This is a genomic window from Tenuibacillus multivorans, assembly GCF_900103915.1.
Lineage (GTDB): Bacteria > Bacillota > Bacilli > Bacillales > Alkalibacillaceae > Tenuibacillus > Tenuibacillus multivorans.
The window spans coordinates 68983-93922 of the sequence record NZ_FNIG01000005.1; the positions used below are offsets into that span (position 1 = coordinate 68983).

General features: G+C 42.7%; 27 protein-coding genes. 22 read left to right on the forward strand and 5 right to left on the reverse strand.

The features are described from left to right. Positions 1 to 13: 13 nt before the first annotated feature. Positions 14 to 586: a DUF2975 domain-containing protein gene (locus BLP77_RS09060; RefSeq protein ID WP_093856803.1), complete on the reverse strand. Its 573-nt coding sequence runs from the start codon at positions 584 to 586 to the stop codon at positions 14 to 16. A gap of 154 nt (positions 587 to 740) precedes the next feature. Here BLP77_RS09060 and BLP77_RS15640 point away from each other — a divergent pair, with 154 nt between their 5' ends. The 5 genes from BLP77_RS15640 (at position 741) to BLP77_RS09080 (ending at position 5427) form a co-directional block, all read left to right on the forward strand. Beyond that, positions 741 to 1001, forward strand: a complete 261-nt coding sequence (locus tag BLP77_RS15640; RefSeq protein ID WP_143001421.1) for a hypothetical protein — start codon at positions 741 to 743, stop codon at positions 999 to 1001. Further along, positions 985 to 2091: a PH domain-containing protein gene (locus tag BLP77_RS09065; protein WP_245686844.1), complete on the forward strand. Its 1107-nt coding sequence runs from the start codon at positions 985 to 987 to the stop codon at positions 2089 to 2091. The genes BLP77_RS15640 and BLP77_RS09065 overlap by 17 nt, the downstream gene beginning before the upstream one ends. Positions 2092 to 2256: 165 nt before the next feature. After that, positions 2257 to 2961: a response regulator transcription factor gene (locus BLP77_RS09070; protein ID WP_093856805.1), complete on the forward strand. Its 705-nt coding sequence runs from the start codon at positions 2257 to 2259 to the stop codon at positions 2959 to 2961. Beyond that, complete coding sequence (locus BLP77_RS09075) at positions 2958 to 4427, forward strand: sensor histidine kinase (protein ID WP_093856806.1); 1470 nt, start codon at positions 2958 to 2960, stop codon at positions 4425 to 4427. The genes BLP77_RS09070 and BLP77_RS09075 overlap by 4 nt, the downstream gene beginning before the upstream one ends. A 58-nt stretch (positions 4428 to 4485) precedes the next feature. Continuing rightward, positions 4486 to 5427, forward strand: coding sequence for a LolA family protein (locus BLP77_RS09080; RefSeq protein ID WP_093856807.1), 942 nt, complete (start codon positions 4486 to 4488; stop codon positions 5425 to 5427). Positions 5428 to 5512: 85 nt separating this feature from the next. Here the strand turns inward: BLP77_RS09080 and BLP77_RS09085 are convergent, their stop codons facing one another. After that, a complete protein-coding gene (locus tag BLP77_RS09085; RefSeq protein WP_176753026.1) occupies positions 5513 to 6781 on the reverse strand; it encodes a M14 family metallopeptidase in 1269 nt (422 codons plus the stop codon). A 624-nt stretch (positions 6782 to 7405) separates the two neighbouring features. Here BLP77_RS09085 and BLP77_RS09090 point away from each other — a divergent pair. The 3 genes from BLP77_RS09090 (at position 7406) to BLP77_RS15845 (ending at position 10111) form a co-directional block, all read left to right on the forward strand. Then, positions 7406 to 9184: an SLC13 family permease gene (locus BLP77_RS09090; protein ID WP_093856809.1), complete on the forward strand. Its 1779-nt coding sequence runs from the start codon at positions 7406 to 7408 to the stop codon at positions 9182 to 9184. A gap of 249 nt (positions 9185 to 9433) precedes the next feature. Beyond that, positions 9434 to 9949, forward strand: a complete 516-nt coding sequence (locus tag BLP77_RS09095; RefSeq protein ID WP_093856810.1) for a hypothetical protein — start codon at positions 9434 to 9436, stop codon at positions 9947 to 9949. After that, a complete protein-coding gene (locus tag BLP77_RS15845; RefSeq protein ID WP_176753027.1) occupies positions 9950 to 10111 on the forward strand; it encodes a hypothetical protein in 162 nt (53 codons plus the stop codon). It abuts the gene before it with no gap. Positions 10112 to 10728: 617 nt separating this feature from the next. Here BLP77_RS15845 and BLP77_RS09100 read toward each other — a convergent pair. After that, positions 10729 to 11724: an NAD(P)/FAD-dependent oxidoreductase gene (locus tag BLP77_RS09100; protein ID WP_371859597.1), complete on the reverse strand. Its 996-nt coding sequence runs from the start codon at positions 11722 to 11724 to the stop codon at positions 10729 to 10731. A 165-nt stretch (positions 11725 to 11889) separates the two neighbouring features. Here BLP77_RS09100 and BLP77_RS09105 point away from each other — a divergent pair, with 165 nt between their 5' ends. After that, entirely contained in the window at positions 11890 to 12417 is a 528-nt protein-coding gene (locus BLP77_RS09105) for a gamma carbonic anhydrase family protein (RefSeq protein ID WP_093856812.1), read from the forward strand. A 437-nt stretch (positions 12418 to 12854) separates the two neighbouring features. Here BLP77_RS09105 and paaX read toward each other — a convergent pair whose 3' ends face one another. Further along, positions 12855 to 13676 carry a phenylacetic acid degradation operon negative regulatory protein PaaX gene (gene paaX, locus BLP77_RS09115; protein WP_093856814.1) on the reverse strand — a complete coding sequence of 274 codons (822 nt, stop codon included), beginning with the start codon at positions 13674 to 13676 and terminating at the stop codon, positions 12855 to 12857. Between the two features lie 236 nt (positions 13677 to 13912). On the opposite strand from paaX, the gene paaA reads away from it, so the two are divergent. The 12 genes from paaA to BLP77_RS09175 all read left to right on the forward strand — a co-directional run bounded on the left by paaA (position 13913) and on the right by BLP77_RS09175 (position 24092). Beyond that, the gene (gene paaA, locus BLP77_RS09120; protein WP_093856815.1) at positions 13913 to 14899 is read left to right on the forward strand and encodes a 1,2-phenylacetyl-CoA epoxidase subunit PaaA; all 987 of its coding nucleotides are present in this window, start codon (positions 13913 to 13915) and stop codon (positions 14897 to 14899) included. A 22-nt stretch (positions 14900 to 14921) separates the two neighbouring features. Further along, complete coding sequence (gene paaB / locus BLP77_RS09125) at positions 14922 to 15281, forward strand: 1,2-phenylacetyl-CoA epoxidase subunit PaaB (RefSeq protein ID WP_093856816.1); 360 nt, start codon at positions 14922 to 14924, stop codon at positions 15279 to 15281. Continuing rightward, on the forward strand, positions 15281 to 16093 hold the full coding sequence (paaC, locus tag BLP77_RS09130; RefSeq protein ID WP_093856817.1) for a 1,2-phenylacetyl-CoA epoxidase subunit PaaC: 813 nt from the start codon (positions 15281 to 15283) through the stop codon (positions 16091 to 16093). The genes paaB and paaC overlap by 1 nt, the downstream gene beginning before the upstream one ends. Before the next feature lie 21 nt (positions 16094 to 16114). Then, the gene (gene paaD, locus BLP77_RS09135) at positions 16115 to 16615 is read left to right on the forward strand and encodes a 1,2-phenylacetyl-CoA epoxidase subunit PaaD (protein ID WP_093856818.1); all 501 of its coding nucleotides are present in this window, start codon (positions 16115 to 16117) and stop codon (positions 16613 to 16615) included. A 21-nt stretch (positions 16616 to 16636) separates the two neighbouring features. Then, on the forward strand, positions 16637 to 16942 hold the full coding sequence (locus BLP77_RS09140; RefSeq protein ID WP_093856819.1) for an EthD family reductase: 306 nt from the start codon (positions 16637 to 16639) through the stop codon (positions 16940 to 16942). Continuing rightward, positions 16935 to 17708, forward strand: a complete 774-nt coding sequence (locus BLP77_RS09145) for an enoyl-CoA hydratase/isomerase family protein (RefSeq protein ID WP_093856820.1) — start codon at positions 16935 to 16937, stop codon at positions 17706 to 17708. The genes BLP77_RS09140 and BLP77_RS09145 overlap by 8 nt, the downstream gene beginning before the upstream one ends. A 3-nt stretch (positions 17709 to 17711) precedes the next feature. Beyond that, the gene (locus BLP77_RS09150) at positions 17712 to 18488 is read left to right on the forward strand and encodes an enoyl-CoA hydratase/isomerase family protein (protein WP_093856821.1); all 777 of its coding nucleotides are present in this window, start codon (positions 17712 to 17714) and stop codon (positions 18486 to 18488) included. 30 nt (positions 18489 to 18518) lie between these two features. After that, the gene (locus tag BLP77_RS09155; protein WP_093856822.1) at positions 18519 to 20036 is read left to right on the forward strand and encodes an aldehyde dehydrogenase family protein; all 1518 of its coding nucleotides are present in this window, start codon (positions 18519 to 18521) and stop codon (positions 20034 to 20036) included. 30 nt (positions 20037 to 20066) lie between these two features. Next, on the forward strand, positions 20067 to 20942 hold the full coding sequence (locus BLP77_RS09160; protein ID WP_093856823.1) for a 3-hydroxyacyl-CoA dehydrogenase: 876 nt from the start codon (positions 20067 to 20069) through the stop codon (positions 20940 to 20942). Further along, positions 20939 to 22144, forward strand: coding sequence for a thiolase family protein (locus BLP77_RS09165; protein ID WP_093856824.1), 1206 nt, complete (start codon positions 20939 to 20941; stop codon positions 22142 to 22144). The genes BLP77_RS09160 and BLP77_RS09165 overlap by 4 nt, the downstream gene beginning before the upstream one ends. A gap of 15 nt (positions 22145 to 22159) precedes the next feature. Next, entirely contained in the window at positions 22160 to 22936 is a 777-nt protein-coding gene (locus tag BLP77_RS09170; RefSeq protein ID WP_093856825.1) for an enoyl-CoA hydratase-related protein, read from the forward strand. A 190-nt stretch (positions 22937 to 23126) separates the two neighbouring features. Beyond that, positions 23127 to 24092: an NAD(P)H-dependent flavin oxidoreductase gene (locus tag BLP77_RS09175; RefSeq protein ID WP_093856826.1), complete on the forward strand. Its 966-nt coding sequence runs from the start codon at positions 23127 to 23129 to the stop codon at positions 24090 to 24092. A gap of 59 nt (positions 24093 to 24151) precedes the next feature. On the opposite strand, the gene BLP77_RS09180 is transcribed toward BLP77_RS09175, so the two are convergent. After that, complete coding sequence (locus tag BLP77_RS09180) at positions 24152 to 24379, reverse strand: hypothetical protein (protein WP_176753028.1); 228 nt, start codon at positions 24377 to 24379, stop codon at positions 24152 to 24154. Positions 24380 to 24532: 153 nt separating this feature from the next. On the opposite strand from BLP77_RS09180, the gene BLP77_RS09185 reads away from it, so the two are divergent. Further along, positions 24533 to 24928 carry a thioesterase family protein gene (locus BLP77_RS09185; RefSeq protein WP_093856828.1) on the forward strand — a complete coding sequence of 132 codons (396 nt, stop codon included), beginning with the start codon at positions 24533 to 24535 and terminating at the stop codon, positions 24926 to 24928. The last annotated feature ends 12 nt before the right edge of the window (positions 24929 to 24940 follow it).

Below are 24940 nucleotides of genomic sequence, written 5' to 3' on the forward strand. Positions count from 1 at the left end.
GAATCGCTCACTTTTAAATGGTATATTTATTTTCTTCCACTGCTTGTACGGCTACTTTTAAGGCAGCGCCGATTAAGATCAGGGTTATGCCACTGACAATGGTGTCAACAAATGATATATTCGAAAATGCAATGGAGGCATTAGTAATATTTAAGGCATTGATTGTCTTTTCAAAAATTAACCCATCGATGTAAAAGAATAGGCTTCCTAAAGTAAGGATTAAAATTCCCATCGTATAGAAAAGCTTCACATTTTCTTTAATAAATAAGCTATCATGATAAACATTTTGAAATAGTTTATCTAGTAATCGCAATACTATTAATGCTAGTACAAACAAGGTAATCCCTGACATAAATGATAAAACCATCATATTTTGATTCATCAAAAAAGTGGGGCTGCTTTGGAAATCAATCGTCAAATAGCTAAATATAGGTTCTAATTCACCGAAAGTTGACGTAAATTCACTATTAGGGAAAAATAAAAAGGCGATGTGATAGACACAGTTAAATAATGCAATCGGTAAAGTGACGAAAAATAGAGTTCTAAATAGGATATATGCGGCTTTAAACAAAGGTCTGAGACTCATAGTTATCACCTCTAATTAAGTGTTACTCATATTATACAATATAATTTTATCGAAAAACAATAATAATATATTGATTTATTAAATTGAATTAGATATAGTGAAAATGGAAATTTGCTAGAAACAATAACTAAAATCAAGGCAAAGGATGTTGGGCATGTATCAGCCAGAATTAGATCATAAAATATCACCAAAGTTTGTTAGAATTCGGATTATATCAGAACTGATTGGCAATATCCTAGGATTTGTTGTTCTGTTCGTTTTATATGGGCTGGATCAATATTTTGATTGGCCGAACTGGATTGGCTTAATTTTAATTGGGTTATTGGTATTGAATGTTGTGGGAACGATTTGGTCCTTGTTTGAGCCTAAATATTTATACCGTAACTGGGGGTATCAAATTGGTTATCACGAATAAGCATGCAGCGTTTTTAATCGATTTAGTACAGGTCGGGGAAAGTGAAAGTCAGGTACAGTCGGAGAGTATAGAACAAACAGCGTCTGATGAAGAAAATGGTTCAGATCGGGTTATTCATTTTACTCCGACCAAAAAAGATCTGTGGAAAGCAAGCTTCACTTCTTTAAGTTTTCTTGCGATTATACCGATCATTGCTGGGTTGTATGATATATTTGGACCACTATTACCAGATATAGAGCAATATGAAGGTGTTTTCTATCAAATTCTAAATCATGCATGGCTTATTGCTGGATTTATTATCGCTGGGGTAATCGTTGCGGTTGTTACTGGGGTGGTTCAGACATTTGTACGTTATGGTCAATATAAAATTTCATCCAGTGATACACATATTTATATTGAAAAAGGATTACTAGATGAAAGTTATTTTGCTATTGAAAAGAATAAGGTTCAAGGAATTGAAATCCGTCAAAGTTTTTTGAAACGAATACTTGGTTTAGCAGAAGTGAAATTAGTCAGTTCAGCAAAACCTAGTTCTAGTGGTGATTCGACGCAGGTCAATTCGCTTTATCCTTTTTTACAATTAGGTCAAGCCTTTCAATTAATTGAGGAGTTATTGCCTTCATATACGTTTAATCATTATATGGACAGACTACCAAGAGAGTCGCTTTGGATTAAGTTGCTGAAACCGAGCTGGCTATGGATAATTGCGACGATTGCTTTATATTATTTTAAGCCATCTCCATTTCATATCGATATGGCTTGGTGGGTATGGTCACTCTTTCTATTAGTGCTAGTGATGCTAAATAGAATTTTAGACTATGTTCATACCAAGTATGTTATATCAGATGATCATGTGCAATGGTGGCATGGAGGGTTAACAAGTCGATTATTTATAACTAAACGGCAAAATGTGATTGAGGTATCCTTATCTCAATCCCTGTTGCAAAAGCTGTTTAAATTGACCTCTTTGCATACCAAGAATCGATCGACGCCCGTACATGTAGAGGGGGTTGACGATGTGCCTGTATCATTTGCGCACACCTTTCATCAATGGTATAAGGATAGGCAAAAAGATATTAAGGTAGAATAATATTTTTAGAGGGTTGGAGCTAATGAGTTCTAGCCCTTATTTTTCTTTATTTAATGGGGCTTTGTTAAAATGGGTAAGTAAGGAATTTTTAATTATAAAGAATTTATTAAGTTTTATAGAATGGCTAATTAAGCTATTAGAATGGAATTGTGAGAGGGGGACACCATGGTTTCCATATTACTTGTTGAAGATGATCAAGAAATTGCGCGCATTATAAAAGATCATTTAAATCGTCAGAAGATGACTGTGACATGGGCTTCTACAGGTCATGAAGGCTGGGAAGATTTTAATCAAGGCAAGTATGATATGGCGATTATTGATCTCATGTTACCAGAGATGGATGGTTTTCAATTGAATAAACATATTCGTTTAAAAAGTGATGTCCCTATTTTAATCATTAGTGCTAAACAGGAGGATGAGGCTAAGATTAAGGGTCTAGAGTTAGGTGCGGATGATTATATGACAAAACCGTTTAGTCTAGCAGAATTAACAGCCAGGGTGAAATCACATTTAAGGCGTTATCAGCGGTATAGAGGTGTTAAAGAGGCTTCGAGTCAATATATTTTTAACCTTGGCTTAGTCATAGATCTGGAGAAGCGTCAAGTGTTGGTTAATCGTCAAGAAGTAACTTTAACGACGAAAGAATTTGCGATCCTTGCGCTCTTTATTTTACATCCTCAGCGTACTTTTTCGAAGTCTGAGTTGTATCAACATGTATGGGGAGAAACGGATGCATTCGGTAGTAATAATACGGTTAATGTTCATATTAAAGGCCTTCGCCACAAGTTAGGTGAACATTTAAAAGAACCGAAATGGATTGAGACGGTATGGGGAGTTGGTTATCGATTCATAGGGGCTAAGACGTCATGAAAATCAAAACTTGGCTGATGCTGGCGTTTTTAATCGTGATGTTTTTACCCATTGTCTGTGCTTATGGTTTTTATATTTTAGTTCAGGAGTGGGATGAATCGAGACGTTTAGTTGACACGTTTGAATTAACTGAACAAATTCAGTCCATTGAGAGTCAATTGCAATTAACCGATTTATATCATGTGAAGCCCCTCGAAGATTTTGAAAATCAATTGTCATCCGATGTCATTCATAATGAGAATGTGACGACTAAGCTTTACCGTGCAGATGGCGTGCGAGTTTACCATTCGGATTCAGATAACCATTATATGCAGCAGGTTGACCGTTCATTATTAATGAAAAATTTGTATCAATATGATTTATCCTATGACCATCTTTCTGTTAAGAAGCCTGTTTTTGATGGTGAAACGATGGTTGGGGTTTACGACATTGACTTAGCTCGTACGGAATGGGTTGAAGGTGTAGAATCTCGAAGAACTATGATGATTGGAATGGCTGTTGGGTTATTGATTTTACTCTACCTCGCCCTTCTTTGGTTACTACACCGCAAGCTTAATCGACCTCTTAAAGATTTAATGAATGGAATGTCGGTATTTGCGACAAAACATAAGACCGTTCGTTTTGACCATAAGAAGAATGATGAGATTGGACAGCTTATGAAACATTTTGAACAGATGCAAGAACAAATTGAGGCATCCCAAAAATTGGCGCAAAAGGAACAAGAAGAGAAACAGTTAATGATGGCATCTTTTTCTCATGATATCAAAACGCCATTAACGTCGCTTCAAACCTATGCTGAAGCATTAGAGGAAGATGAAGATGAGGCACTAACCGGTGAGGAAAAGCGGGAGTATCTTCAAATCATTAAGAATAAGACCAATCATTTAAAAGGGTTAGTTGATGATTTGACAACGTATGCCAAATTACAATCAGCCCAGTATGAGATGGAGCTTACTGAGGTGGATGCGGATGAATTTTTCGAGATGATTTTTGAAGGCTATGATGAAATAGCGCGTCAAAAAAATATACGATTGCTTAAGCAGATTTCTATAAATGGCCATTGTGAGATGAATGCCCAACAAATGGTACGTTTTGTTGATAATCTCATGAGTAATGCCTTACGATATACGCCTGGAAGACGTTTGATTGGCATGGCTGTTATTGGAAAGGAACACGAATTACCGGATTGGATATTTCCAGAAATTAAAAAGGATGTAGAAGCATTTAGCGAGGATCAGGCAGTCTTAATCGTACAAAATGAAGGACCGTCGATTAATGACTCTCAGTTAAATTCTATTTTAACCCCCTTTTATCAAATAGATGATGCTAGAACGACGGACCGAGATAAAAACTCTGGGCTAGGGTTAAGTATTGCCAAGATGATTGCGGACAAACATGGCGGTGAGATGAACATTATGTCTGCCGAGCAAGGAACATTAGTGATGATGCGATTTAACCAAATGTAGGGAGTGAAAGGCATGAAAACGATTAATCATATATGGCTATTAGGCATTGTCCTTTTATATGAAAGCTGAAATGGATGTGTTTAAAGGGGAAAATCAAATCGATGATTCATCCCTAGAGCAGTGGATGGACTATAAAGATACCCGACGAACAAAGGTTATAACTGAAACGGCTAATGGTGAAGTTTCTAAATCAGTGAATGATGGCGAAAAAGTGATCATGTATTCTGATCTACAAGGTGAAGCTTTTGAAATGGAAGCACCAAAAACGGAAGTTGCTGAAAGAAGCCAGCAGGAACAAATTAAAAGGACGTTAGAACAGACGCGAGAGACGCATGACCTAAACTTAATTGGTGAAGAAGAATTGAATGGTTTTAATACGTATCATATTAAGGCCGTTCCTAAAGAAGAAGGGAACAGTTTACGTGGTGAGGAAGAATACTGGATTACTACTGATCATTGGATGATTGTTAAATCCATCACACACAGCGATGATATCAAAGTGATATATGAGGTAACTGATCTTAATGTTAATCCAGAGTTTGATGAAAATACGTTTACGCTTAATCTACCAGAAGGAGTCGAGGTAAAACCTTTTGAGGAAATGGATCCTACTGAACAAGTGACTTTAGATGAAGCGGCTACAAGCTATGATGTGCCTTTATTAACGGTGAGTGACCAATCGTATCAATTAGAAAAAGTTGATCAATTTTATATGGAACAGTTTGACCGTACGGAGGTCAATCAAGAATTCCACAAAGATGGTTTCTTACAGTTTACGTTAAGTTCGTTCGAGGCACCAAAAGACGGAGAGTTAGGTCTTGGACTTGGCGAAGAGGAAGAGATTGACGTTCGAAATACAACGGCGGTTTATTCTAATGATGTGATTAAATCTGTGATGTGGGAGGAAGAAGGATTACGTTACTCCTTACTTATTCAGAATCCTGACCTCTCTAAAGAAGAAGTTATAGAAATTGTAGAGGGATTGGAGTATGTTGAGTAGCTTCTAGTAGGAATGAACAAACGGAACTTTTTTTAGTTCCGTTTGTTTTTTGTTGATTTAAACAAACGTTTGTTTAAAACTTATTTTATTGTGGTTTGACCCAATAATCTCCAATCCAAGTTTTGATTAAATACCAATCGCCCCATTTGGCTTTAGCTCGAACAGTTTGTGATGCTAGGGAGCTCACGATTTTACTGTGATATGAAGGGTGTTCGTATAATCTAGTTTTATGTGCCAGTTGGATGGACTCGTCGACTTTTTCTTTTGGAGTCAATTGCGTAAAGTCATCTCTAATCCACATATCACCTGCAAATGTTTTAATTTGAAACCAATCACCTTTTACCGCAGTCGCCTTCACGGGTTGTGGCGTTAGATTTAGTTGTGTTGCTTGACCTCGTGGTGATTGAAATAAGGTTGTTTGGGACGTTAGATAGACTTCTTCGTCCAATGCCAGTTTTTGTTGTCGATTCGTCCAGATTTGATAACTTTCTTGAGCTGCGTATAACGGCACGAGCTTATTTTTCTTCCAAATGCTCGGGAAGTTTTCTACAGGTACGTGTCGATCTTCCACATATTCATTCAATTCCAACGTAAAAGCTGGTCTCAGATACTCTTGGATAAACCAATCAGTATACGTTCCGCCAGATGGTGAGCCTTTTGGACGATCAATCGGATAACCCGTGTAGTTTTCAATTGTTTGAGCGATCTTTTTGTCACGGTCAAAATGATACGACTCGTGATTATAATGCCAATAGAGTTTTTGGCCAGATGTGTGATAGGCGAGTACCATCATGGGATTGATTTTTTCGGTAAAATCTCGAATGATTTGAGTTTCAGTTGTGCTAAATGGCTCGCTGCCTTTATGAAAAGCCCAACTCTGGTCAGCGTCGTTTTCAGGGATTGTCTCCCACTGTACGTCATAGTTTCGATTTAAATCAACGCCGCTTGCATTCGCCTTCCACCGTGTAAAATCAGTGTTATCGTTATTCATTTCAATAAGCTTGTTATGTACCTCTCCCGGAAAAGCTTCAATCCCTTGCTGCTGTAAGGTTACCCCATCCGGATTGACCATCGGAACAAACCATATCGTCACGTCATTTAATAGATTTCGAACCTGATAACCTTCTAGATTTTCATTTCCGTAATATGACTTTGCATATTGCTGGATCATGTTCATGCTTAATGTGGTCGTGATCCATTCCCTGGCGTGGTGTGAACCGTTGATGAATAGTGTTGCATCACCATGGCCAAGTTTGACAGCCCAAATCTCCCGGCCGTATTGCGTTTGCCCAAGCGATTGATAGTCGATGACTTCAGGATATAGCTCTTTTAGCTTTTTGATATCCGATGTCATCATCTCATATGTATACGTTTGCTTCGGCTCATCAATATACAAACCTTGACCGGAAGCCAGGCTCGTTTGGCTTGATAGAAAAATAGTTAATAGCGTGGTTAGTAGAATGTAGATTACCTTTCTTATGATGATGTCCCCCTTTTGTTGAATTGGTGGAAAAGCCGGTAGTGTGGTGTCCGGAAATTATGGCGTTTGGGATTAGAACCGTGAAATAAACGGTTCGACCATTTGGAAGAAGAGATATTGAGTTTACTAGATATCATATAATATTCGACATAGTTTGACAATATGGATTTTTAAAAAAGAAGGTGGAGCGTTTGGAAGATAGCCAACAATTTGAGGTTTGGTGTCGCCTTTCTGGGAGGTTAACTCACCGTTGAGAGGATTCGATTCGCCAAAATGATGGGCCGATCAGCTATAAGTTTTTGTCCTAACTCTAGGATTTGGAGTCGCCAATCAGGGGTCTGGAGTCGCCACACAAAAAGGTTGCCCCGCCAAGCCTAGGGTCAGCCCGCCAACCGGAGGCCATTCTATCAATTTCCAAGCTATCTTTTTCAATCCTCTCACTAAATAACGACTTGCAAATATACATAGTATATAATTTTGCGTCAAAGGTTGAGAGTGATGACATTTGAAATGGGTTTTGTTCTCATATTAATTTTCGTCATGTTGGCTAGTCTCATATTAGAAGTGGCTCGTCCGGAAATGGTGATGTTCACAGCTTTAACGGTTTTATTAGTTACGGGAATTTTGACCCCTGGCGAGGCGCTCAGAGGGTTCTCAAATGAAGGGATGGTCACGCTGGCGTTACTGTTTATGGTGGCTGGTGCGATTCAAAAGCATGGTGTGATTGATTCGATTGTTCATAAATTGCTTAGAAAGGTGAATTCGTTTCAGGGAATCACAATGCGGTTGTTTGCACCGATTGCGGTGTTTTCTAGTTTTTTTAATAACACCCCGCTTGTGGTCGCTCTCACTCCGGTTTTGCGGAACTGGTGTGAGGAGAAGGGGATTGCTCCATCAAAACTATTAATCCCGCTGTCCTATGTCACGATCCTTGGTGGTACCGTCACCTTAATTGGAACTTCTACGAATCTAGTTGTTCACGGGATGTTGGTGGAGCGAGGGTTGGGTGGTTTTTCCTTTTTTCAAATGGCTGTCGTCGGTGTACCGATCACGGTGTTAGGGCTTGTCTATATAGCGGTTGTCGGGCATCGCTTGCTTCCGTCTTATAAAAGTTTTACTGAAAAGGTTTGGGAAGATTCGCGGGAGTATATGGCGGAGTTAACGGTGCGTGGGGATTTTCCTTATTTATATCAAACCGTTCAGGAAGCGGGGCTCAGGGATTTAAAAGGGCTATACTTAATCGAAATTATCCGGAAAAAGGAGATGGTCTCTCCGGTGCGGTCGACGACGGTGATTCAGGCGGGGGATCGGTTGATTTTTACTGGAATGATTTCGACAATCGCGGAGTTACAGAGGATGAAAGGGTTAGAGTTAGAAACGGGAACGGACATTGACCCAAACGATTTGAAGGGTGGTTCAACACAGTTAGTTGAGGCGGTGGTGTCTCATGAATCACCCTTGTGTTCGAGGTCGATTAAGCAGTTGCAGTTTCGAGCGAAGTACGATGCTGGTGTGGTTGCTGTTCACCGGAATCATGAAAGGGTTGAGCGTAAAGTTGGGGATATTGTATTAGAGCCTGGGGATACGTTGCTGTTATTGGCTGGTCCTGACTTTATAGAAAAGCATCGCGTTTCGAGTGATTTTTATGTCGTATCGGAGTTAAATCCGCCTACCGCATTTAATGCTAGTCCAAAGCGGGGATGGTTTGCGTTAGGTGTGTTGTTGACCATGGTCTTGCTCGTGACCTTGGGTGTGCTGAGTATGCTGAAGGCGATGATGATTGCGGCTCTGACCTTGTTGTTTACCAAGGTGATCGAGCTGGAGGAAGCTAAGAAGTTTTTACATTTTAATATAATGCTGTTGATTGCCAGTGCGATTGGGATAGGAACAGCCATGTCCAAAACTGGACTCGCTGCATGGCTTGCGGAGAGGGCTTTAATGTTGGTTGAACCATTTGGAGTGGTCGCGGTGATTGCGTTGGTTTATATATTGACGAATCTATTTACTGAAGTGATCACTAATGTCGCATCCGCTGTGTTGATGGTGCCGATCGGACTAGAAGTAGCCGAAGTGATAGGCGTTGATCCCATGGGAATTGCGGTGACTATTGCGATAGCGGCCTCCGCAAGTTTTGTGACGCCAATCGGGTATCAAACGAACCTGATTGTTTACGGGCCAGGTGGTTATAAGTTTACCGATTACTTTAAGGTCGGGTTTCCGCTTAGTGTGTTGGTGATGGTTGTGACCGTGGTGGTTGTGAATTATATATTGTATTAGAAAGTATAAAAATAATATTTAAATCGCAACTCTCTCCAAAAAAGGAGTTGTTACGATTTAATATATGGGTCAGTATTTTACATTATCACAAACAATCCATATGTAATAGCAGTTCAATTATATAAGTATCAAGAACAGAAACTAAGACCTAAAACCATTTTTAAGTTTGAATACTTACAAGGTACCGTAGCAGAAGAAGTTAGCATAAATGCTATACATCAAATTTATCATTATTGTGATACGAACACCTTGATTAATTTTAATCGTGCAAGAGAGAAATTTTTAAGTGATGATGATCCTAATGAACTTCTTGAATTTGCACTAGATACTTACGATTACCTAAATAGTAAAGATTCTAATTCATATTCTAAGGAAGATGCGACTTTATGTTCTTTAATGTATTTAGCATTAGAAATATTAGAGAAAGATTTCGAAATTGGAGTAGAAAATATAGGAGTTAAAGAGAAAGAATTAAACAAATTGATGAATCAATATCGAACTGGGATATTACGTGGTGGAATCATAAAAGAAGGGTTTTACACCTTTACACATACAAAGGAAAATGCAAAATATAACAGACAATATATGACTCGTTTGGTTAGGGTACGTGATAAGGAGACAATATTCTTAATAGCACTTGATCCAAGTATTTTGGAAGAGCAAATATATGGTGCACTAATAGATCACATTAGTAAAGATTTTGAAAAGCTTTTAAATAAATTAGAAAAAATGTATAATAACAATACAGAAAGGATAGGTGATTAGATGCAAGGTAAAAATGCTTTTTATAATAAAAAGCAGGCTGAAGTTATTGAAAGGTTAAGGGAAAAAGGCATTAATGTTCAGCAAGGCAAAAAATCACCTAGAAACGGTAGATACTCTGGGATTGTAGGTAATGACCGAAAAAGAAGAGTTTTGAAAATATAGTTTGAGTTGATAAAGAACCGTTTTTAATCTACGGTTCTCTTTTTATGTTGATTACATATTTATGTATATAAAGTAAATTATAATCTTGAGGTGTTATAATGCATAATATGTATGAAAACTCAAAAGAGGAAGTCCGATAACATATAATTAATAGGCTAAATAGTGCCGGGATTAAAGTTCGCAAAGGGAATAAAAAGCCAATAAATGGCCAATATTCAGGGATTGTAGGACATTATAGAAGAGGAGTAATTAAATTGGATATTTAAATTCTTCAGTTCTATAATAAGTGAGAAAATGTTAATTAGCTTCATCCTCGGGTGACGTTATTGAAAGTGGGTGGAGGGGCGTGATGGTTGCGAGGAAACCTGAAATGAGTCCCTGTCGGTAAGGTTGTTCAATTCTAGTTCCTCCTTTTTTCGGTAGTAGTGTCTAAAAATATTAGTACTGATTATAAGGGATAGAGGGTTCGATTCGCCGTTAGAGGTTTTGGTCCGCCAAAATGAGGGTTATTCGCCGCTCTAAAGATTCTACACGCCAATATGAGTGGCAAATTCACCATTAAATCAGTTAATAGACAAGCAAAAGCACCGCGATATTTGCGGTGCTTTTTGTACCGTTCATCGACCTGCTTTTTCAAACAAATGTGTACTATGAATGTTCAGTTTAGCTTTTGGATCGATCATGGATTTGGCGTGGTTGACGGCGATGGGTGCTTCGCCAAAGCCGGTGGCGATCAGTTTTGGTTTGCCTTCATACGTACAGACGTCGCCTGCTGCAAAAATGCCTGGAATGTTGGTTTCCATTTTAGCGTTAACTTGTATTGAATTTTTGTGTATGTCGAGTCCCCATGTTTTTAAGGGGCCAAGTGATGTGACGAAGCCATAGTTCACGATGACGTCATCGACATCGATTAGCTTCGTATTGTCGCCTTTGACTTCTTTGATTAGGACTTGTTCAATGTGGTCGCCGTTTCCAATAAGTTCGTGGGCTTCATAAGGTGTGATCACGTTCACGTTAGATTGTTCTAAGAGGGATACGCTGTGTTCGTGTGCCCGGAATTTATCACGGCGGTGGATGAGTGTGACGTCTTGGGCGATGGGTTCGAGTGCTAGGGACCAATCGACGGCTGAGTCTCCGCCACCGCAGACGAGCACGCGCCTGTCTTTGAATTGATTGAGTTCCTTTACAAAATAGTGTAGGTTTTGGTCTTCGTATTGTTCGGCGTTATCGGCTTTGAGTCTCCGGGGTTGGAAGGCGCCAGCGCCAGCTGTGATGATAATGCTTTTTGAGTAGTGTGTGCCGTTTGAAGTGATTAGTTCAAAATGCCCGTCTTCTAAGTGGTTGATAGTATTAACGGATTCGTTCAAATGGATGGTCGGTGAAAATGTCAGGGCCTGCTCATGCAGTTCTTCGACAAGCTCTTGTGACTTCACTTTTTTGAAACCTGCGACGTCATAGATGTATTTTTCAGGGTAAAGCGCCGCTAGCTGCCCACCGACCTGAGGCATGCTGTCGATGATATTGACGGATGCCTCGCGCATGCCAGCATAAAAGGCTGTGAACAATCCGACGGGACCGGCTCCGATAATCGTAATATCATACGTTTTTTCCATCATGATTTCTCCCTTCATATTTATATAACGTATTTTTAACGAACTAATTATATAACGTTATATAAATCATACATAACAAAAATTTTGCTGTCAATATATTATGTATTAAAAACGGTGTGCGTCATTTATGTTATATTGAAGGTAGCATAATTGGGAGGGATTTTAATGATTTATCGTTATAAGAATCATACCCCACGAATAGATGAAACAGCGTTCATTGCAGATGGTGCCAAGGTAATTGGTGATGTCGAAATTGGTGCGAAGTCTAGTATTTGGTTCAATGTTGTTGTGAGAGGGGATGAAGGGCCAATCCGCATTGGTGAGCGTTGTAATATTCAAGAAAATTCGATGTGTCACTTATATGAAGAGTTTCCGTTGACGCTTGAGGATGAAGTGTCGGTAGGGCATAATGCGATTATTCATGGCTGTACGCTAAGAAAAGGCGTGCTCGTTGGCATGGGCGCGACCGTTTTAGATGGTGCTGAAATCGGGGAATACTCAATTATCGGTGCGAACAGTCTTATTCCATCTGGTAAAAAGATACCGCCACATTCGCTCGTTCTTGGATCACCGGGTAAGGTTGTACGCGAGTTAACGGATCGGGATATGGAAATGATTGAAGAAACGATCAGGACCTATACGCAAAAAGGCCAAGATTTTCAGCAGGCTGATGTGCTTGAAAGAATAAAGTAGTTAAAAGCTGTCTTAATCTAGGATTGGGACAGCTTTTTTCATCAATCGGGTTGAAAAACTTTTCCGCTAAGAATGGGGTTGGACTTGCAATCCGGGTTTGGGGGCGCCAATCTAGTATTCGGAGTTGCCAATGGGAGGATGGACTCACTAACCACAGGAATCTGACCTGACCAATGTGAAAGTATAATCCGCCGTATTGAGAGGTCCATCCGCCAAAATGAGGAGTCCATCCGCCGTATTGAGAGGTCCATCCGCCAAAATGAGGAGTCCATCCGCCGTATTGAGAGGTTCATCCGCCAAAATGAGAGGCCCATCCGCCAAGATGAGCATTTTATCCGCCATAACGGGCACACGATCCGCCAATTTGAAGACCCAAATCATCTTCTGTTCTAGTCCATACAAAAAAACGCACTCTCCCAAAAAGAGTGCGCCTAATCCTATTCAAACACGGATTCGAAAAAGCGAGTAGCGGGTTTTTGCAGGAGCTCGTGATAGTCGGAAAAAAGCGTGGCAGCTGAGTCTCCGAGCCATTTTTCGGGTAATAGTTCACCGGGAAGGTTCGGGTCGATAAATAAAAATTTTCGGTACTGGTGAACGAGTGATGCGCATTTAACGAAGCAGGTCCCGTCGCTTATTTCACCTTTTTCGATCAGGTTTTTATCAATATAGTATTTTTGGCTGTATTCTTGTATGAACTGGGAGTAGCGTTCGTTAACGTCTTCTAAGTCCCAGCATTTTTCGACTAGGCTTTTCGATGTATTCATGCCTTCATACGAGGCGTCAAATAATGTCACGTACGATGCGATGTCGTATTTGTCTATGAGTCTATGAACTTGTTCTTCTAGTGGGTTTGGCGTAATCCAGCAGCTATTCGACAAAAGTCCAAAGCCGCTCCAGACGAGTTCTTTTCTCAGCTGGTCTCGTAGGTTTCGTTTTTCCTCTGGGATGTTATAAACGAGGATGCGCCAGCGTTCGTCCCATGATGGGGATTCTTCTTGGTAGATACGTCTGCCGGCTTCGTCCATGCGGGCTTTGCCTTGTTCGGTTAGAAAGTAATAGCTTTTATTGCCTCGTTTTTCGGATTGGACCCAGCCTTGTTTGCTCATACGGGAGATGGCGGCGCGAACGGATTGTTCGTTGTGTCCAAATTCCTTTAGGAGGCGAATTAAGCTGCCGATCCATATCATATTGCCGTAGTGTCTTATGTAATCGCCGTATAACGTAAAAATCATTGAGCGTGTATTAAACTGTTTCTCCATTTTTAGATCCTTTCCTTTTCATCTAGTTGTAGGACTGTGAATAGTTTACTATAAAATGACGAATTTTTCACGGTAAAATGCTTTAAGTCACATATACCACGTCTCCATGTTCATAGAATAGAATACGATAGAAAAAAGTACAAGTATTTTTTCTGAAAATTTTAAATTCATATTGATAATAGTATAACGTTTTGATATGATTACGTTAAATAAACGTAATAAGGGGTTGTTGCGATATGTATATTTATTCGGGAGCGAGTCAGCCTGAAGAATCAAGTCATGTTGATGATCAGGAAAAGTATGAACAGTTTATGGCTCGGATTGAAGCGGGTGAAAAAATTGAAGCGGATGATTGGATGCCGGATGATTATCGGCAGGCGCTTATTAAGCTAATTTCGATGCATGGGATTAGTGAGATTATGGGGGCTCTTCCTGAAAAGGAGTGGGTACCGAAAGCGCCGACGTTAAAGCGTAAGCTCGGGATTATGGCGAAGGTGCAGGATGAAATGGGGCACGGGCAGCTTTTATTACGTGTTGCGGAAGATTTGATGCGGCCGTATGGCAAGACGCGAGGCGATTTAATGGATGACCTCTTGAGTGGTGATTTGAAGTTCCACAATGTGTTCCACATGCCGACGAAGACGTGGGCCGATGCGGGAATGGTCGGTTGGCTTGTTGATGGGGCGGCGATTATTTCGCAGACGAATATGCTTGATGCGTCTTATGGTCCGTATCAGCGAGCGCTGCAGCGAATTTGTCAGGAAGAGGTGTTCCACGCGCAGCACGGTGAGGCGATCATTATGGCGTTAGCTGAGGGGACGGAGCATCAGCGGCAAATATTACAGGAGTCGCTTAATCGTTGGTGGTCAGCGCTTCTCATGTTCTTTGGTCCGAAATCAGCGGACACAACGGGCTCATCGAAGCAGGATATTATGATTAAATACCGCATTCGTAAAAGCTCCAATGAAGAGTTACGTCAGGCTTTCCTAGATAAATATTTACCTCGAGTGTTCTCTTTAGGCTTAACGGTGCCAGATGAAACAGCTCATTATGATGAGGAGAAAGGCGAATGGGTCTACCAGCAGCCGGATTGGAATGAGTTCAAACAGATTATTAAAAATAAAGGGCCACGCTCTAAAGAACGGTTGCGTTTACGTGAGGTTGCCTATGAAAATAACCGCTGGGTCAGGCAGGCTTTAACGTCTGAGGCTGTCGGTTCATAAGGCGACGAAAGGGGAGGTTTTCATGGAAAATACGAATGAAGCTAGCTTTTATCAGGAATATGAAGTTTTTAGTAAAAAAAGTGTTAAAGCTCCGATTCAGCATCAGTTCAGTTTGTTGGCGCCAAACGAAGAGATGGCGCTCAGCATGGCGGTTGAAAATTTCATGCGACGTGAGGATGTGCTCGATGTCTGGGTCGTAAAACGTAGCAACATTCGCGCGATGACGAGTGAAGAGCGGATGAACTGGACGAAGCGATTAGATAACAAGGATTATCGTCGGACCAAGGGCTATGGCTATTTAAGGCAAAAGTGGAAGGAAAAAGAGCAAGGGATGTTGGATGAGAAGGAGATTATGTCCTGGAAAGAGGTGAAGAAGAAGTGATGCCAGTCGAAACAGCAGAAGAGGCAAAAAAAGATGCGACTTATTTGAAGGCATTAAAAGATCTCATCTATCAATGTGCTGATGATGATTTTATCATTTCGTTTCGTGGATCGGAGTGGTTAGGATTAGCACCGCACATCGAGGAGGACGTCGCGTTTTCATCGATTACGCAAAACACGATGGGGCATGCGGTGATGTTTTACAGCTTGTTAGAGGAATTAGGCGAAGGTAAGGCCGATGCTCTCGCACACGAACGGCAGCCAGATGAACGCCGCAATGCCGTTTATTTGGAAAAGAAAAACGGTGAGGGTTCATACTTAGGCGAGCCTTACTATGATTGGGCGCTGACGGTCGTGCGGAATTTTCTATATGAAACGTTTAAAAAGGTAAAATTGAAAGCGATTACAAACAGTTCTTATCAGCCACTAGCGAATGTAGCGGAAAAAGTGTTAATGGAGCAGCCGTATCACTTATCGCACTGGCGAATATGGGTTGAGCAGCTGTTGGCATCGACGGAAGATGCGCGTTCAAGGTTGGAAGAACGTTTAGAGGAAGCGTGGTATGCGTTTGGCGATGTTTTAGAATTAGGTCAATACGCGACGGAAATGGAGCACTTTCAATTAATGATAGGTGAAGATGAGCTAAAAGAGCTATGGCTTGAGGAAGTGAAAACAACGATAAAAGATTTGCCGAACGGGACACCGAAGAAACAATTAGGTAGCGGAAGGGAAGGTGAGCATACCGCGGATTTTGATCAAGCGCTTGAAGTGTTGTCAGAGGTTTATGTGAGTGATGAGAATGCGATTTGGTAAGCAGCTAGGGGGTGAAGAGGAATGCAAGTCCAAGAACGACAAGAGGAAATTCGATCTGTATTAAAAACCGTTGATGATCCGGAGCTTCCATCGGTTAGTGTGATGGATTTGGGCATGGTTTATGACATCGCCATTAATGACGGTTCGGTTTCAGTGTCGATGGTACCAACGTTTGCTGGGTGTCCGGCGCTCGATTTTATTGAAATAAAGGTACAAAAAGCGATTGAAGAGGTGCCATGGGTGACGGATTGTGACGTTGAATTTTCGTTCCAGCATAAATGGTCGACGGATGCGATCACAGATACGGGTAAAGCTCAACTGAAAAAGCATGGCATTGCGCCCCCACCAGAAGATTATCGACCAGGTGAAGAGTGGACGGTTAATTGTCCTTATTGTGGTTCCGATTATACCTCGATGGACAATGTATTCGGACCAACGGCATGTCGAAGTATTTTGTATTGTAGCGCGTGTAAGAATCCATTTGAGGCGATGAAGCCGGTGGTGGAAGACACGGCAAATTAATTGAAAAGGGGTTTTGTCAAAATGGTTAAACTAATCGCCATTTATAAGCAACCGGAGGATCAAGAAAAATTCGATGAACACTATTACAACACGCATACACCGATCACGAAGAAAATTCCTGGCTTAAGGGATATGAAGGTGACAAAAATTGTCGGATCACCGATGGGGGAAACCGACTACTATCTACTTTGTGAAATGTTTTATGACGATCACGAATCGTTACAGAAAGCGATGAAAACTGATGAAGGTAAAGCGTCTGGAAAAGATGTGATGAAATTTGCTGGTGACATTGTGACGTTAGTGATTGGTGAGGAAGTCCATGTCTAAGCAGTTTATTGAAACGTTTGTGGAGGATTCGGTCGGGTTTATCCAGCTCAATCGGCCAGATGTGATGAATGCCTTAAATCGAAAAATGGTTGATGAAATTGTGGAACAGCTCGAAGCATATGATCGTGATGATTCGATCAGCGTTATTATTTTAAAGGGGAATGAGAAGGCTTTTGCGGCAGGGGCGGATATTGAAGAAATGATGGATGATTCGCCGCTAACGCTTGAGCTGGCTGACCCGTTTGCGGTGTGGGACCGGATGACGCTGATTAAAAAGCCGGTGATCGCGGCGGTTAATGGCTTAGCGCTCGGCGGTGGCTTTGAGCTCGTCCTGCACTCAGATTTAATTGTAGCTGGTGAGAGTGCGAAGTTTGGTTTTCCAGAGGTGAAGCTAGGCGTTATGCCTGGTGCTGGTGGAACGCAGCTGTTATCGAAAGCGATTGGTAAGCGGAAGGCGCTGGAGTTTATATGGCTTGGTGAATCGATGAGTGCAGACCAAGCGCTTCAGCTCGGGGCGATTAACCGTGTCGTGGCGGATGAGTTAGTGATGGAAGAGACAATTCGACTCGCGAATAGTCTCGCTGAGCAGGCGCCGATTTCGCTGCGCTTGATTAAAGAAGCGGTCAATGTGGCGGATGAGGTGCCATTAATGGAAGGCATGAAGCTTGAGCGGAAGAATTTTTACCTTGCCTTCGACTCACAGGATCAAAAAGAGGGGATGCAAGCCTTCACGGAAAAACGGCCACCTTCTTTTAAAGGGGTGTGAGCCATGGATTTTCAAACGATTGTGTATGACGTTAATCAGGGTGTTGCCACTGTGACATTAAATCGCCCCTCCGCTTATAACGCGTTTACGGAAGAGATGAATCAAGAGATCACCCAAGCGCTCAAACAGGCCAGTCGTGATGATGACGTGAGATGTATGGTGATTACTGGTTCGGGTAAGGCGTTTTGTGCGGGTCAGGATTTACAGGGTGTCGATGAAAATACCAATCATGCGACGTTTCTTCGCGAGCGCTATCACCCGATGCTGAAGGCGTTAAAGGCAATGCCGAAGCCGGTCGTTGCAGCGGTGAATGGAACGGCTGCTGGTGCGGGAATGAGCCTAGCGTTGGCTTGTGATTTTCGTTTAGTGAAGCCGGGTGTGAAGTTTGTTAGTGCGTTTATGAATATCGGGTTAATTCCGGATTCAGGATTTATTTATCAGCTTCCTCGTTTAGTTGGCTATGCTAAGGCGATGGAGATTGCGGTCTTAGGAAAGCCGATCACGGGGACGGAAGCCTATGAATTAGGACTAGCTACAGAGGTGTTTGAAGCGGAGACGTGGGATGAGAGTGTCTCGAAGTTTTCAGAAAAACTAGCGGGTATGCCGACGAAGGCGATTTCGCTCGTGAAGCGCTACATGATGGATGGGATGCATCTACCATATGACGAGTTACTAGAAAAAGAGGCCCAGGCCCAGCGTCTTGCGGGTCTATCAAGCGATCACCAAGAAGGGATGCAAGCGTTTAAGGAGAAGCGACAGCCTCAGTTTGTCGGTAAGTAGTTTAATAGATTAAGAGGAGGAGTGTTCTAAATGGAAATGACGAAGGAAGCGATTACTGAAGTTGGAGACATGAAGCGTCAGCATTATGCGATGGTGATTAATGGAGAACGGGTTGAAAGCAGCTCGAGTGAGACGTTTGAAACATTTAATCCAGCAAAAGGTGAAACGATTGCGACGATTGCGAAGGCGAATGAAGCAGATACGGAAAAAGCTATCCAAGCCGCACGACAGGCTTTTGATCATGGAAAATGGCGTAAGTATCCAGTCGGGAAACGTTCGCGTGTCTTAAATAAAATCGCCGCGATTATGCGCTCGCGTTTTAATGAGCTTGTCGAAATGGAAGTGTTAAATAGCGGAAAATCCGTTGGTGCGGCACAGGTTCAGGTTAATCAGTCGATCGAGGATTTTGAGTTTTACGCTGGGGCAATTGTCGGTCACCGCGGCGAAGTTAACAATATGCCGTATGGCTTTTTTAACTATACGCATAAAGAGCCGGTCGGCGTGTGTGCGCAAATTATTCCGTGGAACTATCCGATGATGATGGCGGCGTGGAAGATTGCACCTGCGATTGCGGCGGGTTGTTCGGTTGTGGTCAAGCCGGCATCGCTAACGCCAATTACGGCAATTATTTTAAATGAAATCTGTCATGAAGCGGGTGTGCCAGAAGGTGTCGTTAATACGGTTCCAGGGTCAGGTGCCATTGTCGGTGATTATCTGGTGAAGCATGAGGATGTCAATAAGGTCGCGTTTACCGGTTCAACACCAACTGGTAAAGATATCATGGAAAAAGCATCGCAAACGTTAAAACGCACGACGCTTGAGCTTGGTGGTAAATCGCCGAATATCGTGTTCGAGGATGCGGATTTAGAAGCAGCGGTCGCTGGATCGTTATTTGGCATTTATTTTAATACTGGCCAGTCGTGTGAAGCACGCTCACGCATGTTCGTCCACGAATCGATTTACGATGAGTTTATGGAACAGTTTATCGAGAAAACTGAGAAGCTAAAATCGGGTGATCCGTTTGATAAAGGGACACACCTCGGATCGATCATTAGTCGCGATCAGTTAGAAAAGATTGATGGCTATGTACAGTCGGCTATAGAAGATGGCGCGACGATTGCGACAGGCGGTAAAGAGATGCACATTGAAGGCTTCGAAAAAGGCCATTGGTATGAACCAACTGTGATTACCGATGTGACGCCGGATATGAAGGCGGTTCGTGAAGAAATCTTTGGCCCGGTTGTCGTCGTTGAAAAATTTAGCGATGAAAAAGATGTGATTAAACGTGCCAATGACACGAAATACGGGCTAGGTTCGTCGATTTGGACGACAAATCAAGGGCGTGCAACACGCGTGGCGCACCAAATTCAAGCGGGGATTGTCATGGTGAACAGTCCATTCTCAGCGTTCCCAGGCACACCTTTTGGCGGCTTTAAAGAGTCAGGATTCGGGCGTGAGCTGACGGTCGAGACGCTTGATCTTTACATGGAAGATAAAAGTGTCCTTTCTTATTACGGATCTAAACCGCTCAACCCATTCGGTGTCTAATAATCTAGTTGATAGAAAGGTAGAGTGTCCATGAAGATTCAAAAGGTTACAGTCGTGGGGGCTGGCGTTATGGGGCGAGGCATTGCTTATGTCTCGGCCCTAGCCGGCTTACCTACGACGCTGATTGATGTCTCTGAAAAACAACTGCTGGCGGCTTTTGAGCACGCTAAGAAAACCGCGGATAAAGGTATCCAGCGGGGAAAGCTTACAGAGGCTGAGAAGCTAAAGCTACTGGATCATCTTCATACCTCAAAAGATTTGGAAGCGGCTGCTGCGGCGTCGGATCTCGTTATCGAAGCGGTTCCGGAAAAACGTGATTTAAAGCAAAACGTACTGGAGACAGCGGATGCCCATGCACCTGAACATACGATTTTAGCTTCGAACACATCAACGATTAGTCCGACTGAGCTGGGCTCGTTTACGAAACGGCCTGAGCGTGTGGCTGTCATGCATTTTTTTAACCCCGTCCACAAAATGCGTTTAGTCGAAATTGTGAGGGGCTTGGAGACGAGTGATGAAACGGTTCACGTGATTCAACAGGTTTCTGAGCAAATGGGCAAGGAAACCGTTGAAGTGAACGAATTCCCAGGCTTTGTGACGAGTCGCATAAGCGCATTAGTTGGAAACGAAGCGTTTCATATGCTGCAGGAAGGCGTGGCCACGGCAGAGGATATCGATAAGGCAATTAAGCTCGGCTTAAATTTTCCAATGGGTCCATTAGAGCTTGGGGACCTCGTCGGCTTAGATGCTCGACTCAATAATTTAAAGTACTTACACGAAACCCTTGGTGAAAAGTACCGACCAGCGCCACTTTTGGAACAGTATGTGAAGGCAGGGCGGTTCGGTCGAAAATCAGGCAAGGGTGTTTACGACTATACAGAACAAGGTGAGTTGGTTAAAAAATGAAAGACGTTGTTATAGTTGATGCGGTTCGTACGCCAATCGGTCGGTATAAAGGTGCTTTAAAGTCTGTTCGTCCAGATGATCTCGGGGCGATTGTCATTAAAGCGTTGATTGAGCGAAATCCAAAGTTACCCGTTGACGAGATCGAAGAAGTCATTTTAGGGAATGCCAATCAAGCCGGTGAGGATAACCGTAATGTCGCGCGCATGTCGGCACTTTTAGCTGGGTTACCTGTTCATGTTGCAGGTACGACGGTGAACCGTTTGTGTGGCTCAGGCATGGATGCCGTCATGTCAGCAGCCCGTGCAATCGCGGTTGGTGATGGTGATATTTATATTGCCGGTGGCACGGAAAGTATGACGCGTGCACCTTATGTGATGGCTAAGCCTGAGAAGGAATTTCCGCGTGGCAATTTGGAAATGTATGATACGACGATCGGCTGGCGCTTTACGAATCAAACATTAGATGAGATGTATGGAACGGATTCAATGCCACAAACTGCTGAGAACGTCGCCGAACGATACGGGATTACCCGTGAGGAGCAGGATGCGTTTGCCTTTGAAAGTCAACAGCGCGCGAAGCAGGCGGTCGAACGTGATCGTTTTCAGGATGAAATCGTTCCGGTTGTTTATCGGGACCGAAAAGGAAATGAAGTGACCGTTGTGGAGGATGAACATCCGCGGCCCAATACAACGTTAGAAAAATTATCCACATTACGACCGATCTTTAACGGGGGGACGGTCACAGCTGGTAATGCGTCCGGTGTGAATGATGGTGCTTCAGCTTTGCTCATCATGAGTGCTGAAAAAGCTAAGGAACTTGGTTTGAAGCCCCTAGCCAAATATGTCGCAGGGGCAACGGCTGGTTTAGAGCCTGCTGTTATGGGACTTGGTCCAATTTATGCGACAAAAAAAGCATTGAAGCGTGCGGGTCGCTCGGTTCAAGAACTTGGCTTAGTAGAATTAAATGAAGCTTTTGCCTCGCAGTCGCTTGAATGTATGCGTCAGTTAGAGCTCGATTCTGAAAAGGTCAATGTCAATGGCGGTGCGATTGCATTTGGTCATCCACTCGGCTCAAGCGGTGCCCGTATTTTAACGACTTTAGTGCACGAGATGAAGAAGCGAGGAACGACCCACGGACTTGCGACGATGTGTGTCGGCGTCGGGCAAGGCATTGCAACCATTGTTGAAAATATCTCGGATTAAGAAGGAGAAAACGCCATGTCAACTGTTCAATTTCGAAAAGAAAAAGGAATTGGCTATATCGCGCTTAACCGCGAGGCAGCATTAAATAGTTTGAACTATGAGGCACTGAGTCAGCTTCAGGACCTGATTAATCATATTCACGTTGATCCTGATGTTAATGTTGTCATGATCACCGGGGCAGGAGGGAAAGCGTTTAGTGCGGGAGCTGATTTAAAGGAACGCAAAACGCTAACCGAGTCAGAGGTTCGTCGCAATGTTAAAGCGATTCAGGATATGACGAACCGTTTAGCTGCATTACCCCAGCCAACGATTGCAGCCGTCAATGGCTATGCCCTTGGTGGTGGCTTTGAACTGATGCTCGCTTGTGATTTTCGGATAGCTAGGGCCTCAGCGACCATGGGCTTAACCGAAACGAGCTGGGCGATTATCCCAGGTGCAGGTGGGACCCAACGCCTACCTAGAATAGTGGGTGAAATGAAAGCCAAGGAACTGATTTTGACCGCCAAGAAAATCACTGCAGAGGAAGCGCTTGACCTTGGAATTTTATTAAATGTCGTAGAGGCTGATGATTTATTGTCCACTTGCGAGCAGTTGGCTTACGATATTTTAGCAAATGGCCCTGTTGCGGTCAGGCAGGCGAAATTTGCAATTAGTGAAGGTGTGAACACGGACTTGCAAACCGGGCTTGCGATTGAAGCAAAAGCCTATGAACTAACGATTCCAACCGAGGATCGGGTTGAGGCGCTCAAAGCTTTTAGCGAAAAACGCGCACCACGATTTAAAGGAAGGTAGATTTGTGCGTGAGATTTGAGGTTTACGCGCGACTTTTAAAATATATGCGCGACATTTTGAATTTATGAGCGAGTTTCGCAATATATGAGCGAATTCACCGTATTTATGAGCGACTTTTCGGATATATGAGCGACTTTTTCATTTTATGAGCGTCTTGCCAGCTCACTTAACATCAAAAGGAGGAATCCCTATGAATCCAGTCTGTCACATGCTAAACATCGACTATCCAATCGTTCAAGGTGGGATGGGGAACATCAGTAATGCCCAGCTCACAGCCGCAGTATCAGAAGCGGGGGGACTTGGTACGATCGGATGCGGCACGATGACGCCAGAAGAAGTTGAAGAAAAAATTATCGCAACAAAAGAACGCACCGATCGACCATTTGCGGTCAACATCGCGATGAGTGTTTCGCCCCATGTTGACGAGCTTATTGATTTAGTGATTAAACATCACATTCCGATTGTGTCGCTTTCGGCTGGTAATCCTGCGCCATATATTCCGCTATTACACGAACACGATATCAAGGTCATGACGCTTGTCGCATCGGTTAAGCATGCGAAAAAAGCAGAGGAAGCAGGGGCGGATCTGTTAGTGGCAGAAGGTTATGAAGCGGCAGGGATTAATTCTAATTTAGAGCTGACAACCTTTACGTTGATTCCGCAAATCGTGGAGCATGTCAACATACCTGTCTTAGCTGCGGGAGGTATTGGTGATGGCAAAGGTTTAGCTGCGACGCTCATGTTAGGCGCGAGTGGGGTGCAAATGGGGACGCGTTTTATCGCGACGAAGGAAGCTCCGTTTCATGATAATTATAAAGAAAAGGTTCTTGAAGCGAATGGAACGGGAACGGTGATTATTGGTAGGTCTGTCGGCCAGGTGAGACGAATTTTAAATACACCGTATGCGCAAAAGCTAACGGATTTAGAAAAGAGTGGTTTAACGCGTGAGGAGTATCAGGACATGACGAATGAAGCCTTACATGCTAAAGGGGCGTTGGAAGGTGATTTGGATCACGGTTTTCTTAATAGTGGGCAGGTGACTGGCCTTATACGTGATATTCCAACGGTTCAGAGATTAATTGAAAGTATGGTCAACGAAGCGTCTGAACAAATTAATCGATCCCAGTCATTGTTAAATAAAGGAATTAATTATTAGAAAATATCGATTTTTCAAATAATATATTGTAATCATTATAACGTAATGATAAAATAGCGTTAAAATAACGTCATATGAATCAGCTTTTTAACAAGTGCTCTGTGTTGGTTTTGAAGCGAATCGGCACCTGACATGTTCAAGGTGGAAGTAAAATCCTCCGTGAGAGGGGTTGAATTCGCCAAGATGGTTGTTCGATCCGCCAAAATGAGTAGGTCATCCGCCAAAAAGAGAGGATGATCCGCCAAAATGAGTGGGCCATCCGCCAAAAAGGAGGTTCGATCCGCCAAGATAAGCACACAATCCGCCAAAACGGGGGTGCCATCCGCCAAGGTAAGCACACATTCCGCCATTACGGATGTTAACTGTACTTTAACAGAGCGTAAGAAAAAAGATTCTTTATAAAACTTGAAAGCGCTTTAACGAAATGGGTGAGCTATAATATGAAGCCTGGTATAGAAGTAGGGCGAACTGAAACAATTCAAGTCGAAGTAACAGATGATATGTTTGCTTCTTTTGAAGGCCACGTGGTTCACCCCGTTTATTCCACGGTAGCGATGGTCTATCACATGGAATGGGTGTCACGTAAAATCATTCTTCCGTTTCTAGAAGAACACGAAGAGGGGATGGGAGCAGCGGTTGAAATTAAGCACATTGATGCAGCACCACGTCATTCTAATGTCATTTTAACCGCAACCTTAACTGAATACCGCGACCAACAAGTCATCACAACGGTAGAGGCTCGAAATGAGTATGGCCTAATTGGAAAGGGAAAAGTTAAACAAGTCATTTTACCGAAAGAGGTCATTCGCAATAAGACGGTATCGACTAGCGAATGATTAAACTGACAT